Genomic DNA, 21,668 nt, shown 5'->3' with positions numbered 1-21,668 from the left:
GATGGATGACATTCCCGGCAAGCGCAGGGCCATCGGGTCATCCGCGTTCCCCGGGCCTCACCGGTAGCGGATGACGTGCACCGCCAACGGATCCTGGTCGAAGGTGGGCAGGCCGTCCTCCGCCATCGAGTCGACCAGCCGGATCTCGCCACCATCGTTGACCGCGACCAAGAGGTTGCCGACGGTTTCCCGACCGCGCGCGTCCTGGCGGCGGATCCACACCAGCGCCCGCGAATCCTGCGGCGAGTCGGCCATCTCCGTCAGTGCCTCGCCCCAGCTGCGGTGCTCGGTGGAGCTCAGCGGGGCGCCCAGCTCGCGCATCGTCGGCGCGTACCAGGCGGCCGCCCCGGGCGCCGGGGGCCGGCCGATTCCGTCTCGTCCGGCATCCCATCCGGACATGTAGGACCACGGGTCATTGTTGGGCAGGCCGAACGGTGCCTGGCCTGCTTCCTTGGGCACCACCAGCGCGGCGTCCAGCATCTGGTCCTGCCACTCGCCGGTGTCCAGGAACCGCTGCGTGGTGCACGCGAACAGCCAGCCGCGTTCGGTTTCGTCTTCGTCGCCGGGCCCTACGACGACGACCGGCTCCGGGTAGGTGTGCTCCAGCCAGCTGTTCGCCTTGTCCAGCGCGGCCTGCAAGTTCGACGCCGGCGCCTCCCAGGGAACCGTGAGGTTCGCTGATTCGGTCACCACCGGGCGGAAGAACCGCGCGACCACGAGCTGACCGATCTCGTCGTCGTTCAGCCGGGCCAGCGAACCCCGCTGCCCGTCCAGGAACACTGCCTGGTTCTCGTCCTGGAAGCCGTACAGCAGGTGGCCGGTGAGCTCGGCGCCGGACAGCTGCCGACGCAGCCACACCGCGGTGCGCGTGCCCGGACCGCCCTCCAGCAGCGCCGATGTCACGTCCGCCCACGTGGAGGCGGTGAACACCTCGGCGCCCGGGAAGTGCGCGGCCAGCATCCGTTCCCACCAGCCGGGCGCCTCATCCGCCGGTGCCCACGGCAGCGCCGAGGCCGGCCGGCGGTCCACGGCGGCGTCCGTCGCGACCAGGCAGCCGCGCGCGTTGACCCGCCACCGCCACGGCTCGGGGTTGAGATCCATCGCCAGCGCCGCGTTCAGCTCCTCGTCCAGCGGGTCGGCGTTGGAGACCGGGAACGGCTGCCCGCCGTCCTTGGGCACCGCGATCGTGGCGGCCAGCAGCGGCTCGGCAGAGCCGCCCGCGTAGTCACAGCCGAACAGCTGGGTCCGTTCACCGTCGAGCAGGGGCTGGTCATCGATGAGGGTGACCAGACCCCCGTACATGCGTTCCAGCCACTCCGCTGCCCTGTTGGCGGGGTCGTCGCTCATCGTCACCTCGGTATGTCTCGTCCGGCAGCTCGATCTCTGGTCCGCCAGGGGGTCGCTCCGGCCTGCTGGAACAGCCGTCGAGCACGCCCATCATGGGCCAAGATCCCGGGCTTCGGCGCCTGCCCGCACGCGTCATACGGGAAAACCCCCACCGGCACGGCGCTTCGCCGGGAGGCCGGTGAAATCTGCTCGAACGCCAGGAACTTGAACACGCTCTCGTTCACCGAGGTGGAACCGGATCCCGCCTTGCACGCACCGATCGCGTTGTTGTTCTGCACCCTCGACGGCCGCGACCACTAGCTCCGGCCCGGCATCGGGAGAACAGGCCCGACCGGACGGTCGTCGTCGACCTCCTGGTAACCAGCTATGTACTCCAACCGGACTCCGCCGATAAAAGTCACTTCCTCCTGTTCCGGATAAGGTGACGCGATGCCGAGCGTGGCATTGACATCGATCCCGCCGGGCGCATTGATCAAGTACATGTATCGGTAGCCGCTCGCCGACACGGTGGGGTTGACATCGCGCACACGTGTCATCGCGTACGGATTCCGCGCAGTGCTGAGGAAGTTCGTGTCGGTAGGACCCATGCACGCGTATTCCGCCAGGTGACGGTCCGCTCCGGTCACTGGCCCCTTTGGCCGCAGTCCACCTTCCTCCACCACTTGTTCGGGGGTTTTCTTGTTCAGGTGGTAGAGCATGTTGTCGTCTTGCCGCCACAGCGCATAACGAGGCGCTTCGCCGAAAACCGTGCCGGGCATCGCGACTTCCGCCGGATTCACCGGCGGCCTGCTGGAGAGGCTCGACGAGGATGCTGGTGGGTCGGTGACTCGAAACAGGCTGTAGGCGATGGGCCTTCCGCTGGTTGAGCCGACATACCATTCGAACACGGGGACATCGGTCATCGCAGTGTACAAGCGGCCGTATTCGTCGGTCACGTAATTGCCCATCGGCACCCGATCCACCCGCATGCCGAACAGGTTCGCGCCTCTGTGCCACACGATATCCGGGCCGTACTCGGCTCCTCCGCTGATCTCCCAGCGGCCGTTGGCCGCCCGGCTGTGCACCGGTAGCCCGGCCTCGGTGAAATCGTCCGGCGCGGGATACGGCTCCGGAGGGGGCAACGGCACCGCTCCGGTCCGGATGCGCAGGCCGTTGCCGATTTCGTGATCCGGGGCGTGCTCCCCGGCTGACGCCCCCTCGGCGCTATCGCGACCCGTCGGCCAGTCGACCAGGCGGAGTCCGAACGGGCGCCCGGACATGGACCCCACCATGAGTTCGGGGTCCACTCGCACGCCGTCCATCGGCAACGAGTCAAGGCTGGGGAGCGGCAGGAATCCGACCACGTTGTCCTGCGTCGCATCCGCCATGACGCCCCGCGCCTGGTCGACGAAACTGACTGTCCCGTCCCAGCTCCGCTGGACCATGACGCCGTGCAGCATGCCGCCCCGTGCCTGCACCAGCACTGCACCCCAGACGCTCTCCGGCTGCTGGCTGGTGCGCTCCGCAGCCTCGGCGAACGACCGGTTCATGTGCGCCACGACGTCGCCGAACGTCGCCGTCACGGCGTTCGCGTCCAGCTGACGCTCCAACCACCGCACGGGCCGCGGGCGATCGGCCGGCGCGATGTGCACCCACGGTGCATCGCTGTTCTGGCCCGACCTGGCGGCCGGGGCACTGGTCAGCGTCCGCTCCGTCGCGAGCAGCGCCTCCGGGCAGTTCTCCGTGTACCCCTGCAGCCTGCGCAGGTACGGCGACCCGTTCACCCGCCACACGCTTGAGAACTGCACCTGCAGATGGCTCCGGGAGTCGTCCGTCGTCAGGAAGTTCCGTGCCGTGACCACCGTCTCGTCGTAGGCGGGCAGGTGCGGCGTGGATTGCGGCGAGGAGTCGTACTCGGGAGGCTCCGCCGGAACCGACGCCGGTTCGGCATTGCCCGTTGCTACGTCGTAGCGCGGAGGCGGTGCGTCCGGATCGTCCCAGCGCCTGCCGTCGGTGCGTGCGGCAGCGGATCGCAGGGTGTCGCCGGCGCCGCGGGCCCGCGCCCACTCGCTGCTCTTGCCGTATCGCTGGGCAAGCTGGTCCACGGTGTACCGGGCACGCAGCGCGGCGGTCGCGGCAACCTCGTCGCCTGCCACCTCGTCGATGTAGGCCTCGACCTCAGCGCGCCTGATTCCGTACCGGGACGCGATGTCCGAGGTAGGGACCTTGCTGTGCAGGCTCGCGGAAAGCCGCACCTCGGCTCGCACGACGTGATCGAAGGCGTCCCAGTACCGCTCGCGGGGGACGCCGAAGAGCCGCGCCATTCCCTCATCAAGGGAGTCCGGCGCGGACTTCCTGGCCAGGTGTTGGAGCCTGAGGCGCAGAGCGGTGTCGATCTGGTCGCGTGCCCACTCGTGGGACTTGTCGTACCGGAGGGCCAGCTCGGTATCGCCGATGGGCGAGCTACCGACGCCGGCGCGGAGGTCCCTCTGCGCCGCATTGGCGATCGACGCCTCGGCCTTGGCCAGGCTGATGCTGTACCGGGCGGCCAGACCCCGGGCGGTAACCGGGCGTGTTTTCTCGGCCCCCCGCCGCGCGGCATGCCGCGCGGCACGACCCATGACCCGCTCGATGACGGGCGCATCGAGAATCCGGGTTCGTGCCCAATCGGTACTCATACCGTACTTCGCGGCCAAGTCCTGCACCGTGTAGCGCTGCCGGCGTCCCATCGCCCCGACCACATCGGCGTGGGCGGCCGCGTTGATCTGAACCTGAGCCCATTCCGGAGTCCGGCCGAAGCGCTCGACCAGCGCCTCCGCGCTCAATGGTGCACGGCGATCCGCCGCCGCGCGCACCGCCGACCGTGCCTGCTTTTCCGTTTCTCCCGCGGGAGCCGGATACGGGCCGTCCGCCGGAACTCCGGTGCTCCTGCCCACCTCGGGGAGTCTCGTGGACAGGAACTGCTGGGCTTGCTCGGGGTGCAGCCGCAGCGAAGATTCCCGCGCGAGGACGTCGAACGCCCACTTGAGACCTCTGCCGTACCGCGCGGCGACCTCGGTCGCGGTGTAGGGCCAGCCACCGCAATCGACCGCTTCGCGGACATCCGCCAGCGCCGCGGACTTGGTCACCCGCTCCGCCAGCCGGGGCTCGATGCGGTATTTGGCGGCCAGCTCGTCCCTGGTGTACCGCCGGCCGTTGTCCGCCGACTCGCGCACATCCGCCACCATCGCGGCCGTGATCACGTGACCGGCCACATCCTTGGGAAGGCCGTACTTCCCACGCAAGGCCCTCTCGGTGATCGGGTCCCCGGCGTCGGCGGCCCGGCGCACGTCCGCCAGCGCCACGGCCTCGACCACGCCGTTCAGCCGATCCTGGCTGATCCCGTATGTCGTGGTCAGTGCCCGGAGTTCGTCCTTCCGGTTACTTCCCACGGCCATCCGCACGTCCTGGAATACCGCGGGCTCCACCAGGTCGAAGGCGTGTTCCTCGCTGATGCCATGGGTTTTCATCAGCCTGTCGACCCGCAGCGAGGAGCCCCCACCGGAATCCCCGCGCCGTGCCATGCCACCGAGCCCGAACCAGCCCCCGGCCGGCGTGCCGACCAGCATGTCCGGGTCCATCCGCGTCCGCTCGCCGGGCATCGGCGTCGAACCATGAGCGGTCAACGGCAGGAAACCGATCACGTTGTCTCCGCCCGCATCGGCCATCGTCTCCAACTGCGGATCAACGAAGTGGACCACACCATCGGATCCAACCCGAACCAGCACAGCATGCGCCATGCCTTCCTCGCCCCGCATCAGCGCCGCACCCCAAATGCGCTCCGGCCGCCCATCAGTGCGCTCCACCGCGTCATCGAACGACCGGCTCATGTGCCTCACGACAGCATCGAAATCCGCACGCACCGCAGGGGCACCGAAACGCCCTTCCAGCGACCTGATCGTCTCCGGCTCACCAGCCTCCGCCACGACCGTCACGCCACCCGACAGCCTCTCATCCGAAGCCACCAGCACCAGCACACAATTCAGGAGGCGATCCCGCTCGCTTCCCTCATCACGCTTGTTCACCCCCACGAACTCGGGGAAAAATACCCGGAAATAATCCGCCGCGCCCTCGACGTCCCCACCAAAACTACGAACCGTCATCACCACCGGCGAAGCGAACTCGTCCCTGTCAGGCTCAGTGAACACCGACGAACCATCCGAATCGGAATCGGACTCACCACCATCGAACCCGCCACCCACGTCCACCATGGACACATCACCATCGGGCTCAACATGGACCCCACCCACAGGCCCACCGGCAGGCTCACCACCGAAATCATCGGCGAACCCGTCGTCGGCCCAGGCAGCCTCCGGTTCGGGTTCGGTGTCCGGATTGTCGGCGAACCAGACGTCGGCCCAGTCGGCTACTACCGGTAGGGGTTCGGGTTCGGGGTCGGGTTCGGGTTCGGTATCCGAATCCGCCGGAACGTGCCTAGCGGACCGCAAGTGCCGCACCGCCTCGGCGCCGCTGATATCGAAATCCCTGACAAGTTCGCCAACCGTGACCGAGTCTCCACTGAGCCCCGCCGTCCGCGCATGGGCCAACGCCGCCGCACCGACCTCGGCCTTGGCCGCAACGTGCTTGATCCCGTACTTCGCCGCCAGCACCCTGGCTCCCCCACCACCCCGCGCATCAGCACGAACGGCGGCGGCTATACAGGCGTTCCCCCACCCGAGGTCGAGCTCACTCCGGGACGTCTCGTCGTTCCAGAGCCACATGCCGTACTTCTCGGCCAGCCCTTCAGCGACATACGGCCGGCCTTCCCTCGCGGCCTCCCTCGCGTCGTCGACCGCCGCATCGCCGACCAACTGCTCGGCCTCCTCGATAGTCAGATTGTGGCTGAAAGGGAGGTCGGCGATGCTGAACGGGTTGCCGGCGTCCGCTGCCCGGCGGACATCGGCCAGCTGAGCCCGGTGCAACACCTCCGCGCCACGCCCACCGAGATCGAACCAGCGGTTCAGGTGCCATGCGGTGACCCAGCTTGCGCGATTCCCGCCTTCGGTCACGTAGTCGATCGCGACAGTCTCGACCCGGCGCCGGGCCCAATCGGCATTCCTGTCGTACTTCACGGCAAGGTCATCGACGGCAATGCGCTGGTTGGCGTCCGCACCGGCCCGGATGTCCCGGTCCGCAAGGGCATCGACCTGGTCATCGACCGACCTCCCGACCAGCAGACTCGGCGCCCCGACCAACAGGTCCGGGTCCATCGGATCGCCCTGCATCGGCGTCGAGCCGTGGGCGGTCAGCGGGAGGAAACCGATCACGTTGTCCAAACCCGCATCGGCCATCGTCTCCAACTGCGGATCAACGAAGTGGACCACACCATCGGACCCAACCCGAACCAGCACAGCATGCGCCATCCTTCCCAGGCCCCCCACCAGCGTCGCACCCCAGATGCTCCCCGGCTGCCGACCAGTGCGCTCCACCGCGTCATCGAACGACCGGCTCATGTGCGCCACGACATCATCGAAATCCGCTTGCACCGCACGAGCGTCGAAACGCTCTTCCAGCGACTCGATCGTCTCCGGCCAACCAGCATCCGCCACGACCGTCACGCCACCCGACAGCCTCTCATCCGAAGCCGCCAGCACCAGCACGCAATTCAGGAGGCGATCCTGATTGCTTCGCTCATCACGCGGCCCGTTCACCCCCAAGAACTCGGGGAAAAATACCCGGAAATACTCCGCCGCGGCCTCGGCGTCCCCGCCAAAACTGCGAGCCGTCATCACCACCGGCGAAGCGAACTCGTCCCTTTCAGGCTCAGTGAAGACCGACGAACCATCCGACGCGGAATCGGAATCGCCACCATCGAACTCGCCATCCGCGTCCACCATGGACACATCGCCATCGGACTCCACACGGACCCCACCCGCCGAACCATGATGCGGTCCACCCACAGGCCCACCAACAAACCCACCAACAGGACCGCCGTCGAAATCATCGTCGTCCGAGTCGGAGAACACCTCCCGTTCGGGTTCGGTGTCCGAATCCGCCGGAACGTGCCTAGCGGACCGCAAGTGCCGCACCGCCTCGGCGCCGCTGATATCGAAATCCCTGACAAGTTCGCCAACCGTGACCGAGTCTCCACTGAGCCCCGCCGTCCGCGCATGGGCCAACGCCGCCGCACCGACCTCGGCCTTGGCCGCAACGTGCTTGATCCCGTACTTCGCCGCCAGCACCCTGGCTCCCCCACCACCCCGCGCATCAGCACGAACGGCGGCGGCTATACAGGCGTTCCCCCACCCGAGGTCGAGCTCACTCCGGGACGTCTCGTCGTTCCAGAGCCACATGCCGTACTTCTCGGCCAGCCCTTCAGCGACATACGGCCGGCCTTCCCTCGCGGCCTCCCTCGCGTCGTCGACCGCCGCATCGCCGACCAACTGCTCGGCCTCCTCGATAGTCAGATTGTGGCTGAAAGGGAGGTCGGCGATGCTGAACGGGTTGCCGGCGTCCGCTGCCCGGCGGACATCGGCCAGCTGAGCCCGGTGCAACACCTCCGCGCCACGCCCACCGAGATCGAACCAGCGGTTCAGGTGCCATGCGGTGACCCAGCTTGCGCGATTCCCGCCTTCGGTCACGTAGTCGATCGCGACAGTCTCGACCCGGCGCCGGGCCCAATCGGCATTCCTGTCGTACTTCACGGCAAGCTCATCGACGGCAACGGGCCGTTCGGCATACACGCCGGCCCGGATGTCCTGGTCCGCAAGGGCATCGACGTGGTCATCGATCGACACGTCACCGATGCCATACCAACCCAGGGAATCCGCCACCGCGTCCGCACGGTCCCGGTGCTCGAACGCGTCAGTGAGCGCCGCCCCGACCAGTTGCCGCTCCGCTTCCTCATCAGAGATCCCGTACTTCCCAGCGAGATCTCCGACGACGTAGCCATCGGCACCGTTCACGGCCTCCCGCGCATCGGCCCGCACCGCGGCCCCGATCCAGTCGGCCGCCAACTGCTCGGTCAGGCCGTACTTCCCGGCCACGTCCGCAGCGGAGTGCGGGTGGCCGTTCTCCGCGGCCGCACGTATATCGGCGACTACGGCCGTCCGGAGCGTGTCGACCACCCACTGGCGGTGCACATCGAACGTTCCGGCAAGGTACTCGAACATTTCGTGCGGGGCGCCGGCCCGGAACGATTGAGCACGCGCCCACCTGCGTTTGGCTCCGACCACCGCCTCGGCCACCAGGCGCTGGGCATCGGCAGGTTCGAAGCCATACCGCCTGGCCAGCCGGCCGGGGTTGAGCGGACGCCAAGATCCCGCGTGGTCCTGCACATCCATCACCGCGGCCACATGGACCAGCGGCGTCGCCACCGCCTCGTCCAGGCCGTACCTGGCGCCCAGCTGCCCGGGGGTGAACGGGTGCCGGTCGTACCTGCTGCTGTTCATCTCGACGATCGCCGCAGCACCGAACGCCATGAGTGCTTTGTCGCGCCCCATATCCCGGCTCAGAGCCGCGAAGTCGGGCACGGCTCCGGATTGGGTTTCCGCGAGGACCCGCTCATACCCGGGAACCAGATCGGCGATATCACCGGGCAGGTCGACGATCCTGCTCGCCACGTCCTGAGCCTCGGCCACGCTGATGGCGCTCCGGTTCCCGACCAGCAGATTCGGCGCCCCGACCAGCAGGTTCCGGTCCAGCGGCGTGCCCTGCATCGGGGTCGAGCCGAGCCGGGGAAGCGGCAGGTAGCCGAACACGTTCTCCGGTTTCGCGTCGGCCATGCGTGCCTGTTGCTGATCGACGAACCGGATCACACCGTCCGAACCCCGCTGAACCAGCACCGCATGCGCCCATTGATCGCCCGGAGTCCCGGTCAGCACAGCCGCCCAGACACCCTCCAGTCGGCTCTCCTGCGGGATGCCCCGCATGTGCTCCACGACCTGCTGGAACGACGTCCCCACGGCAGTCGTGCGCAAACGTCGCTGCAACCACGAGAGCCTTGCCGGGCCACCGAAAAGGGCCTCGTCCACCTCGCCTTCGGCCAGCGTCCGCTCCGCCGCTATCAATGCGGGCCCGCAGTTCAGCGTGTACCCCGGCTCGCGCGCCGCATACTGCGGACCGTTCACCTCCCACAAGTCCGGGAAATGACGCAAGACATAATCCGAAGATTCCCTGTCGCTCGCAAAATTGGCAGACGTGAGCACCGAGGCGACCGCGTTGTAGGCGGGCGGGTGGCCCGAAGTGACGGGCGGATGCGTGCTTCCCGCGGGTGCTGCCGCGGTGTAGAGCGGGGGCGTGCTTTCCGCAGGTGCTTCCACGGTGTAGAGCGGGAGCGCATCGGTGGCTGCGCTCGACATTTCGGGGGCGCGGTCGTACTGCCTGGCCAGGCGGACCGCACTGGACGCGGCGTCCTCACCCGCAGACGCACGCGTATCGGCTGCGGCGCCGATTCGCTCGATCGCCTCAAGCGCCCAACCACTGGTCCCACCGGCGGCGCTCATCCGCGCGAGCGCCCAGTCGCGGTCCTTCCGGTACAGCTCAGCCAGTTCATCCTCGGTGAAGGGGACGTCTTCGGCGACGGCCGCCTGCACGTCCTCTTCCGCGGCGGCGTCGACCTCGCGCGCGACTTCGTCGGCGCTGAGGTGGTACTGCGTGGAGATCATCTCGGTGGGCAACTGACGGTCGAGCATCGTCGACCTCCGAAGTTCGGCGCGGACAAGGGCACCGATCGCGCTCCGGAGTCGCGGGGCATCGATGTTGAACTGCCGCGTCAACACGTCCGGGTAGTACTCGCGGTTCGTCACCATGGCGGTGATCGCGCTGCGCACGGCGGCGTCGATCTGGTCACGGGCCCACTCGCGGTCCTTGCCGTACTTGCCGGCCAACTCGTCCTCGGTGAACGGGTTGGTACGAGGCCGACGAAGGATGTCGCCCCTCGCGGCATTGTCGATCGACGCCTCAGCCTTCGTCAGGCTGATGCCGTACCAATCGGCCAACTTCCGTGCGGTGACCGGGTTTCCGCGGTCGGCCGCCTTCCGGGGCGCGTGCCGCGCGGCACGACCGCCGACCTGCTCCATGACCGGTGCATGCAGGATCCGGGTGCGCGCCCATTCGGGGGACATGCCGTACTTGGCAGCCAACGCCTTCACGGTGTAGCGCTGCCGACGCCCCATCGCCTCGACCACATCGACGTGCGCGGCCGCGTTGATCTGAGCCAACGCCCACTCCGGTGACCGCCCGTACTTCGCCCCCAACTCCCTGGCGGTGTACGGGCGAGGCCCCCGTGCCCTTGCACGCACCTCTGCCCGCGCCCGCAGCTCCGGATCCCCCGCAGGCTTCGGGTCGACACCTTCCGCATCGCCCCGAACCAGGCCGAATTCAGGGATTTTGTACCTGGAGTACCTGGCTTCCCAGGGGTGGTTCCGCAGCGCCGCCTCCAGCGCGATCGTCTTGCGGGCCCACTCGGGCGTCCTGCCGTACCGCGCCGCCAGCTCGGTGGCCGGGTAGGGCCGGCCACCGCAAGCCACCACCTCACGCACATCCGCCAGCGCCGCCATCTGCACGATGTCGGCGGCCCACTCGCGATCGACGGCGTACCGGGGATCCTTGCCGAACCTGCTGGCCACCTCATTGTCTGTGTACCGGCGCCCCTGGTCGACCGCCTCGCGCAGATCGGCCATGACGGCGGCCTTGATCAGGTCCGCTGCCTCGTACTCGAAAACAGGGAACTTGTCGGTCAGGTCACGCTCGGTGAGCGGGTGCTCGGCTTCGGCGGCCTCGCGCACCTTTTCGATCGCCACGGACTCGACCACGCCCTGCACCCGCTGCCGGCTGATCCCATGCTTGCCCGCCAGGGCGGGAACGACGTCGTCGTCGATGCGGCCGTCTCTCGCGCCCTCTCGCACGTCCCGGAACACCGCGTCGATGATGAAGCCGAATGCCTGCTCGTCGCCGATATCATGGCGTTTCGCCAGATCACTCGTGCGCGGCGAGGTGTTACCGCCGCCGCTCCGGCGACCAGAGCCACCCGACGCGCCATCGGCCCGATCACGCCCGCCAAGACGGCCGATCCTTCCGAACAGCCCACCGGGCATCCCGATCGGCAGGTCCGGGTCCATCCCCGTCCGCTCGCCGCTCATCGGAGTCGAGCCCAGACGGCTCAGCGGCAGGAATCCGGCCACGCTGCGCGGATCCACCTCGGGAATGATCGCCTGGTGCTGGTCGACGAAGCGGACACGGCCATCCGGAGTCCGCTGAACCAGGATGGCGTGCCCAGGACCATCGCCCTCCCGCAGGATTGCCGAGCCCCACACCTCACCCTCATGGCCACCCATGTGCGTCACGACGTCCTCATAGGACGCCTTCACAGCGTGCGCGTTCAGGTCCTGCTCAAGCCGGCTCAACGGCGTCATGTCGCTGGGGCGTGCGGGGATGGCGTCGAGCGGAAGATCCGTGGCGGTACCGGCATTCTCGCCGTTGGAGTTCTCCAGGTTGCGTACCAGCGTCCGCTCCGCCGCGACTAACGACGCCGCACAGTTCTCCGTATAACCCTCCAGCCCGGCCGTGTACCGCGGACCGTTCACACCCCACAAATCAGGATGAGCATCCAGGAACTCCTGATTCGCCGCAGAAAGAACAGTCAGCGCTTCGTCATCGGACTCCGAGTTGTAGTCGCTGTCATCCGAATCCGCGACATGCCCCTCATCGAAGTGCGCCACACCACCCTGGTCAACGGTGTGAGCCGGAGCCGACTGGGCGGCCTGCTGGGCCTGCTCGGCAGCCTGCTGAGCCTGCTCGGCGGCCTGCTGAGCCTGCTGGGCGGCCTGCTGAGCCTGCTGGATAGCCTGCTGAGCCTGCTGGAAAGCTTGCTGAAGCTGTTGGAAAGCCTGCCCGGCTTGCAAGGCCTGCTGGGCCTGCTGGACAGCCTGCTGGGCCGGCTGGGCCTGCTGAAAAGCCTGCTGAGCCTGCTGAGCAGCCTGCTGGGCCACCTGGACAGCATCCTGGGCCTGCTGGGCAGACTGTTGGTCCTGCTGGGCAATCTGCTGAGCCTGCTGAGCAGCCTGCTGAGCCTGCTGGACGGCATTCTGGGCTTGCTGAGCAGCCTGCTGGACAGCCAACAGGGCCTGGTGCTCGTCTTCTTCCAGCATCGACTCCGCGTCGGAATCCTCTTGGAGGTTCCGGGCCTCGTAGATGAAACGCCGCGCCTCGCCCGGAGCGATCCCGTACCAGTCCTGCAGCTCCTGCGCGCTGACTGGCTCCGCGCCATCGCGGGTCTCACGCGCATGAGCGCGAGCCACAACCGACAACACCCGCCCGGCCGCGTAGGGGCTGATGCGGTACGCCCCGGCAACCAACTGCGCGTCGAAGCGGAAACCACGGTTGTCCACACCGTCGCGCACACCGGCCCGCGCGGCGGCGTGAATCGCCTCGGTCGCCCGGGCGGGGTCGATGCCGTGCCTGGTGGCCAGGTCCTCCTCGGTGTACGGCTCGTTGCGATCCGCTGCCTCCCGCGCATCAGCCTGCACGGCCTCGTTGATCAGTTGCGGGATCTCCTCGGACTCGACCATGTGCCGACCCGAAACGTCTCCTTCGGTAAGCGGTTCGTGACGGTCGGCGGCCGCGCGGATATCGGCCCGTACCGCAGCGAGCTGGAAGTTCTCGGCCCACTCCTCGTCCTGCCCCAGCCTCTCGACGATCTGGAACGCGTGGAACGACCTGTGGACATCCGCCGCATCGGCCAGATATTCCATCCCGGCGGCCTCGATCTGCCCGAACGCCCGCTCGGGATCCACCTCGTACTTCTCGCCTAGCGCCTGGGCGGTGTACGGGTCCTTGCGGTCCGCGGCATCGCGCACATCGATCCGCATGACGGCATCGACATGCTTCTCCACCGTCTCAGCGTCGATGCCATACCGCTGCGCGAACGGCTCGACCGCATGCGGCTCACCACGATCACGCGCCGCATGCGCATCCGCGAACGCCGCCGCCACCAGCACCTGCTCGGCCTTCTCGACGCTGATCGCGTACTTCCGGGCCAGATCATCAACACCGAACGGCTCACCACGGCGCACCGCATCCCGCGCATCGTCTCGCGCGACATCCAGAACCTGATCCTCGCCCCACCGCTCGACGTGGAAATACCGCTGCGCCAACTCCGCACCGGTGAACGGCTCCCGCCGCTCCGCGGCCTCGCGAACATCGGCCCGCGCCACACCGTTGCCCAGCTCCAGGTACCTGTCCTGGCTCACGTCGTACCTGGCCGCCAGCCGATGTGCGCGGTTGGCAGTGTACGGCCGGACTTCACTGGTCCGCCGCATTGCCTCGTAACGCAGGTCGCTGAGGTAGGCGGCTTCGAGACGGTCGGCTGCCCACTCCGGTGTCCTGCCGTACTTCTCGGCGAGGTCCGCGGCGGATTCCGCGCGTCCTAGCAACTTCACGCTGTCCCGGCTCTCGGCCTCCGCGGCGGTGTCGATCAGGTGCCCGGCCTCCGCCTCGGTGATCCCGAACCGCTCGGCGGTGACCGCCGGCGAACTCCTCCGGTCGACGTTCCCGCTGCTCAGATCCGAAACCAGGGCGACGCCCAGGACGCGGAAGGCCCGCTCGCGGTCCAGGCCGGTCCTCTCCATCAACGCACCGAGCGAGTAGCCACTCCCGTCACGTCGGAGAATCTCCAGTTCCGCGGCCGATTCCTCCCGGCCGTTCTCGAGCAGGATCCAGTCGCGCACCTCTCGCGCATCGGCCACATCGGCGGCCTCGATCTGAGCCCGGGCCTCCGCCTCACCGATCCCGAACCTGCCGACAAGATCCGCGACGGTACAGACATCACCGCTGCGGTGCGCCGCACGCGCATACTCGAACGCCGCACCCACGCCGGTGTAGAACTCCACCGCCCGACGACCAATGCCATACCGCGCGGCCAGACCATCGACATCCGACCGGCCATCCGACGCATCGGCCCGCACCACAGCACCGATCACATCGAAACCCCACCGACCGGACTTGCCGAACCGCTGCCCCAACTCCACCGCGGTGCGCGGCCTCCCGTCCCGGGCAGCATCCCGCACATCGTCGAACGCGATGGACCTGATCATGCGCTCCGCTTGCACGGTGCCGATATCGGCATTGCGGGCGAGATCGGGAGCGGCGGCGATGATCGCGGAGAGGGCGGACGTGGCACTGATCTCGAACTGCTGCGATACGGCAGCGACGTCCGACATCTTGGAAGTGGCCCGCAGGTAGGCGGCGGCGTCCCGAATCCTGGCGCGCTCGATGGTGCTCGCGTCGGTGATCTGCTGGTGCGCCCACGTGCGGCTCATGCCGTACCTCGTGGCCAACGCCTCGGCGTCGTACCGTTCGCCGCGCCCCAGCGCCTCGATCAGATTGGCGTGCGCGACGGCGTCGATCTGGTCCTGCGCCCGCTGATGGCTTCCGCCGAACTGGTCGGCCAGTTCCTCGGCGCTGCGCGGTCGGCCGCTGTCAGCCGCGCTGCGGATTTCGGCACGCGCCCTCAGTTCGGCAGTCCCGGCGGCCTGGGCCGGCAGGATGACTCGCGGCCGCAGGAAGAACTCAGGACTCGCTTCCGGGCCCTGCCAGGTGAGATCCGCGGCCTTGCACCGCTCCACCCACTGGTGGCTCCTGCCGTAGCCGCGGGCCAACGCGTCGACATCGACCGAACCGCCGGCCTCCACAACGTCCCGGATGTCCGCGAGCGCGGCTACGGACAGGCACGTCTCAGCCTGCCTCCGCGTGAGGTCGTACTTCTCGACCAGGGCCCTGGCGGTGACCGGCTGGTTGGTGTGCGCACCGGCCCGCGCGTCCAACACTGCGGCGGCATTGACCCAGTCGCCGACGATCTCCGGATCGACGCCGTACTTTCCGGCTACGGCCGCGACGGAGACGCTCGATCCTGCCGGGGTCTCGCGCATTTCGGACACCGCGGCGTTCGCGATCAGATCGCGCGCGTTCGACGTGGTGTGTTCGGTGGCCGCAGCGTTCAGGTCGAACTTGGTGGTCAGCGACTCCTCGGTGAAGGGATGGCCCGCGTCGGCGGCAGCGCGCACATCCGCCACCGCGACCGCCTCGATCAGGTCGAGGGACTGCTGTTCGTTGAGGGCGTACCTGCCGGGCACGTCGCGGAAGGAGTAGGGCGAACCCTCGTCGGCGGCCGAACGCACGTCCTGCGCCGCCACGTCTTCGATCAGCTCGTAGGCCCGGCCGGGCTCGATGCCGTACCGCCTGGACAGCGATCCCGAGGACGCCGGTGATCCGGTCTCGGCGGTCGAGCGCACGTGCTCGCGCGCAGCGTCCTCGATCAGCTCGCGAGCCTGGTCGGACGTGATGTGGTGCTGGATGGAAAGCGAGCCTTCGGTGTGCGGATTGCCGCCGTCCGCGGCGGCGCGCACATCCGCGATGATCGCGGCGGTGTCCGGCCCGCGCTGGGCGTCCTGGCCCGTCGGCTCGGACGCGAGGACGGTGGTCGGCAACGCACCGCCCATGCCCGGCGGGCGCGGCGGCGCACCACCAAGGCCGGGAGGGGTGCCCTCGGTCCCACGGGCTTTGTCCATGTCGGCCCGCAGCTTCCGGAAGCCCTCCTGGCGGTCGTCTCGCCGCGGCATGGGATCGTCCGGGTTCGCGCTCAGGATCTTGTACTTACCGTACTCGGCCTGATCCTTGAACGTCTCCTTCTCGAACGCCTCCAGCACCAGATCGGCGATCGGCAGGATCTTGAACCGGTCCAACCACTGCTCGCGTTCCTCCGGGTCGAAAGCAGCGTTGTTAGCGATGCGGGCGAGGGTTTCGCGCAGTCTCTGTCTCCCCCTGGGCGAGTACATCGCGACCGCGCACACCACCCGGCCGGAACCAAGGTACTTCTGGAGGAACCACTGCGCCGCGATCAGCGAACGCCCGGACTGGGTGAAGTCCAACAGCACCACCTTACGGCCCTTGGGCAGATGCCCCAGGAACTCGGCGAAATGCCTTCCGAACATGCTCATTTGCTCGGGCGTCGGTTCGTAGTAGTACTCCACGGGTTCGCCGGAGCCGGGGGCCTGGAAGGGCCCGTACAGAACCGAGTCTTGCGGTGGCGACGGCCGGAATGACGACAGCGGAATGGACACCGCATCGTGGCCCCGGGACTGGAGAGCGGCGATGACCGGAGCCGGACTGCGGCCGATACCCACATAGATGCACTCGTCCGGCGGATAGTTGGCGGCGATCCGACCCGCCAGCTCATCCATCCCGGTCAAGACGTGCCGCCGCTCGGCCTGCTCGTGCTGGTCCGCCAGATTCCGAACCGTTTCGTAGAAGCGCTGTGCATCGTCGAAGCGCTGTGCCTCGTCGACGTCGAGCCTGTATTCCTGGCGAGGCGCGTAATCCGGGTCCGCCCTGCCGGCGGTGTAAAGCGCGACGGCCAGCGGTATGCCACCATCGCGGGGATAGGTGATGCCGTTTTCGGCCAGCCATGCCCGGGCTAGCTCCGGAGTCAGCTGGATCGTGTTCGGGCCGTCGCGGAGGACGACGTTGTTCAACTCTGCCGGGTGCCGGTCCATTTCGGCACTGGTCGCCTGAATGATGTCCATTGGGAAGTTCTTGGCCACTTCGGAGATCCGCTGTAGGCCCCCGGCCCACTCAGGATGCAAATCCGCGTTGATCGCCTGACGAGGCGCATCCGGACCGTTCGTGTCGCCACCCCCGACACCCACATTCCTGGCATTCACATTCCGCAAATGACGCAAATGCCGCAACGGCCGCAAGAACACCGAGGATGGCGCACCGCCCATGCCTGGCGGGCGCGGCGGCGCACCACCGAGGCCGGGAGGGGTGCCCTCGGTCCCACGGGCTTTGTCCATGTCGGCCCGCAGCTTCCGGAAGCCCTCCTGGCGGTCGTCTCGCCGCGGCATGGGATCGTCCGGGTTCGCGCTCAGGATATCGTACTTACCGTACTCGGCCTGGTCGTCGAACCTCTGGTTTTCGAACGCCTGCACCACCAGATCGGCGCGATCGCCCAGGAGTTTCGAGTTGAGCGGCATGACCACGAACTGGTCCAACCACAGCTTGCGTATCGCCCGGTTGAAAGCAGCGTTGTCAGCGATGCCGGCGACGATGGCGAGCAGTTTCTCTTCCTGATCGGGCGCGTACATCGCGACCGCGCTCACCACCGGGCCGGAACCATTGGCCTGGTCGTCCAGGTACTTCTGGAGGAACCACAGCGCCGCGATCAGCGAACGCCCGGACTGGGTGAAGTCCAACAGCACCACCTTACGGCCCTTGGGCAGATGCCCCAGGAACTCGGCGAAATGCCTTCCGAACATGCTCGCTTGCTCGGGCGTCGGTTCGCTGTAGCGCTCGGACGTGGATTCGCGGCCGGCGGTCTGGAAGGGCCCGTACAGAACCGAGTCTTGCGGTGGCGACGGCCGGAAGGACGACAGCGGAATGGACACCGCGTCGTGGCCCCGGGACTGGAGAGCGGCGACGACCGGAGCCGGACTGCGGCCGATACCCACATAGATGCACTCGTCCGGCTGATCGGCGGCGATCCGACCCGCCAGCTCATCCATCGCGATCAAGACGTCATGCCACTCGGCCTGCTGGTGCTGGTCCGCCAGATTCCGAACCGTTTCGTAGAAGAGCTGTGCCTGGTCGACGTTGTAACTCCGGGCAGGACCCACCTTCAGCGGATCCGGCGGGGGGGCGGTGTACTTCGTGATGGCCAGCGGTATGCCACTGTCCTGGGGATAGGTGATGTCGTTTTCGGCCAGCCATGCCCGGGCTAGCGCCGGAGTCAGCCAGATCATGTTCGGGCCGTCGCGGAGGGCCACGTCGTTCGACTCCGCCGGGTGCCGGTCCATTTCGGCACTGTCCGCCTGAATGATGTCCGCTGGGTAGTTTTCGGCCAGGTTCTTGATGTGCTCGAGAGGCGCTGAACGCGGCTGGGCGGGGCGCGCCTGGTTCCCGGTCCTCCCAGGAGCCTTGGTGCCCACCGGCGAAACCACATGCTTGAGCACCTTGCGCGAAGTCACCTTCGAGAGCCACACCTGGACCGGGTTGCCCAGCGTCGCAATCTTCTTGCCCTGGCCGTCGTAAAACACGATCTTGCCACGGCGCCTATGGACGGAGACGAAATGTCCCTTGCCATTGCCGAAATACACGTACACCAGACCATGCGGACCGTCGTTCTTCCGACCGGCCACATAGTCGATCACCTTGTCGTAACCCTGCTGCCCCCGCCCCTGCCAGGACAACGGCGGCAAGCCCGACTCCGCGACGCGGTTCGGGTCCACCAGCCCGCTCAGCTCGGCCTTGAACTCCCCGGCCCGCTCAGGATGCGAATCCGCGTTGATCGCCTGAAGAGACGCATCCAGGCAGTTCGTGTCGCCACCCTCGACACCCACATTCCTGGCATTCACATCCAGCAAATGCGGCAAATGCTGGTCCCGGAACGCATCCGCGCCCGCAGGGTCATCCTCGAACGTCTCCGCCGACACCACGTCCGGACGCACCGGCGCCTCACCCGACACCGCCGACGACTCACCACCCCAACCACTCGGGAAGTGCCGACTGTACGGGCCCCGCCGATCGAACGGATCCGCTCGGCGCCGGTCGGCCCCGAAGACGGCCATGTCCTGATCGCCGTCCTGGTTGTTGTCCTGATTGCTCTCCTGATTGCTGTCGTCACGACTGAATTTCTCGAGCGTGCTCGTCAGCTCAACGACATCGTCGTCTGTGGAAGTGTCGTGGCTTTCGCTGGAGGCGGGGGCGGTTTCGCTGTTGCCGGAGTGGTCTTCGCTCGGCGTGGTGTCCTTCTCGGACTTCACAGCGTCCTGCGTCAAGGCGGGCTGGGCAGGCCGCTGGACATCCGCGAAACCTTCACCAACGGGCGGGCCTTCCACCGGCACCACCGGCTGTGCCGGCGCCACCACCGGTTCCGGTTCACTGCTGCTCTTCGGCGTTCCGGCCCTGCCGGGCGTGGTCGAACTCGTCCTCGGCTCGCTACCGGAGGACACAGTGGACGGCCCGTCGCGCTGAGTCAGGGGCTGGTTCCCGGTCGACGTCCCACCTGTTGGCGCTTCGTAGGCAAGCTGCGTCGCAAGCCGGGACGGGACGTCCTGATCGCCCACGGCCGGCTGGCCGGACTTGTCCCGGGACACGTCCTGGGACGAGGTGCTCGGCGCGCCGACGGTGTTCGAGGGTGCCTGCGAGTTGCCGGCCTGACTGGACGGCGTGGACGTGGCACTCGGCGTCCCTGCGGGTTGCCCCGGCCCGGTCTGCTGGCCGGTCGGGCGGAGCTGCGCGGCCCCGTTTCCGCTCTGCTCCTGCTGGTCCGCTCGCGGCTGGTCGCGCTCGAGCGACACCGCGTTCTGATCGAAGCTGCGCTGACCAGCGTTCTGCTGGCCTGGCGTCGACTGCTCCGGCGACTGCTCACCCGGAACCTGCTGATTCGGGGACTGCTGCCCCAGGTTCTGGCCGGGCGACTGCTGATTCGGCGACTGCTGGCTCGGGGACTGCTGGCTCGGCGACTGCTGGTTCGGGGACTGCTCGTCCCCCGGGTGCTGGGCGGGCGGCTGCTCGACGGGCGTGTGCCGCACCGGCGGCTGCTCGGCGGACGGTTGCTGGGCCTGGGGATTCTGGTCACCGACCGCCGGATCCACGCCCTGCGGCGCGTTACCCGGTGGCGTCGTCGTGTCGAAACCAGGCAAACCCTGATTCGAGCCGACATCCTGCGGCCCGCCGGTAACCGGCGGCTGCCCAGCCGGTTGCTCCACCGAAACCGGCCCTGCTTCGACGCCCGCAGGCGGCGTTTCCCCACCGACGCCCGGCGGCGGAGACACCACCGGCGAAACGCCCGCAGGCGGCGGAACCGAACCAGGCGGCGGCGAACCCGCAGGCGGAACCGAAGCAGGCGGCGGGGAGCCCGCAGGCGGAGACCCCACAGGCGACACACCCGCCGGTGGCGGAACCGAACCAGGTGGTGGGGAGCCCGCAGGCTGCTCCGCGGCCGGGGGCTGGTACGCGGGCGGCGGCGAGTACGCAGGCGGCGGTTCCCCGGCCGGGGACTGGTAGGCGGGCGGAGGCTGTTCGTTCCCCCACACCTCATTGGACGGCGGCGCCTCACCACGCGGCGAGTACGGGGGCGGCGGGACATCGGAAGGCTTCCCGTCCGGAGAATCCGCGGGTGCCTTCGAATCCGACCCGACCGGCGGGGCCTTGGAGTCCGACCCGACCGGCGGCACCTTCGAATCCGACCCGACCGGCGGGACCTTGGAGTCCGACCCAACCGGCGGCACCTTCGAATCCGGCCCCCCGCCGGGGATGTCCTCGCCACCGGGCAGACCCTTACCGTCCGGGTCGTAGGAAGGCGGCGGCGACTTGTCCGACCCTCCCGCCGGCGAGTTGTTCGTATTCCGGTTGTTCTGCCACCCACGCGACCTGATCTGCGCGTCCTTCTCGATCGTGCCCATCGAGACACTCGAGATATAGGTACCGAACGCATCGAAATCACCGCCGATCGCCGTGATGACGATCCCCTCCGCCGGCAACTCCGCAGCCGCATCGAGCTGCCCCGCCCCGACCGGCTTGCGCACGAAATCGTCCGTGTGCCTGTTCAGCTTCGCCAGACGATGCAAAATCATCGCGTTGAACGCCGCCTTGGCCCCGACAGCGCCCTCCAAGAGCATGTCGTCCGCGTCGTAACCGTGCTTGCGGTTACCGTTCGCCGTCGTGATCCCCTGCGGCAAAAATGCCTGGAACGTCTCCTGAACGAACTCCTCAAGAGGCTCCCACGCCATCCGCAACTGCCCGGACAACGTCGCGGCCTGCTGCTTCGCCGCCGCGATGATCTTGCCAATGGCGTCACGCCCAGCCGCGATCCACTCCGGAACCAACGCGTACAACCCACTCAGGTAAAGCCCGAGAATCGTGGACGCGAAAAACGTCAGCTGGAGGAGGATGTCGTACTCCGCCTCCTCCCCGTTCAACCCGAACCTGTCCACCATGTCCGCCGCGTACCGCAACGCCGCCACCTGCGCCTGAACCGGAGCGGTCAACCCCCGAACATGATCATCGAACGCCGCCGCGGTCTCACCCTCAAGATTCGCCCGCACACCAGACGCCAACGAATTGACATTCGCCGTCGCGTCCACATAGACATCCGCGTTGTCCCGCATCTCCCGGGACAACGCGTACATGTCATTCGACCTCACCAACGGCGGCTTGTTACCGACGAACCCGTACATCGAATAGTAAATAGGCGCCCAGAGACCATCATCGGGAATCTGAATCTCACCCATCGCTCACCACACCATCCGATTCGGACTCCTCGTTCCTCCGCGCACGCCCGCAGTCGAATCCGACCCGGATACCGC

2 protein-coding genes are annotated in these 21,668 nt (G+C 67.8%); both read right to left on the bottom strand.

The annotated features are described in order from the left end of the window. Nucleotides 1–57: 57 nt before the first annotated feature. Nucleotides 58–1,347, bottom strand: a complete 1,290-nt coding sequence (locus tag AC07FN_RS08420; protein WP_478395022.1) for a YrhB domain-containing protein — start codon at nucleotides 1,345–1,347, stop codon at nucleotides 58–60. Between the two features lie 296 nt (nucleotides 1,348–1,643). After that, complete coding sequence (locus AC07FN_RS08415; protein ID WP_478395021.1) at nucleotides 1,644–21,593, bottom strand: scabin-related ADP-ribosyltransferase; 19,950 nt, start codon at nucleotides 21,591–21,593, stop codon at nucleotides 1,644–1,646. Nucleotides 21,594–21,668: the final 75 nt, after the last annotated feature.

The sequence above is a fragment of the Saccharopolyspora sp. NPDC045941 genome (assembly GCF_056431445.1).
Note: the sequence above shows the minus strand (reverse complement) of the source record. Positions and strands in the feature narration are given on the sequence as shown.

Bases quoted from the DNA above. Each gene is read 5' to 3' on its own strand.
- AC07FN_RS08420 (WP_478395022.1), bottom strand. From the start codon at position 1,347: ATGAGCGACGACCCCGCCAACAGGGCAGCGGAGTGGCTGGAACGCATG.
- AC07FN_RS08415 (WP_478395021.1), bottom strand. From the start codon at position 21,593: ATGGGTGAGATTCAGATTCCCGATGATGGTCTCTGGGCGCCTATTTAC.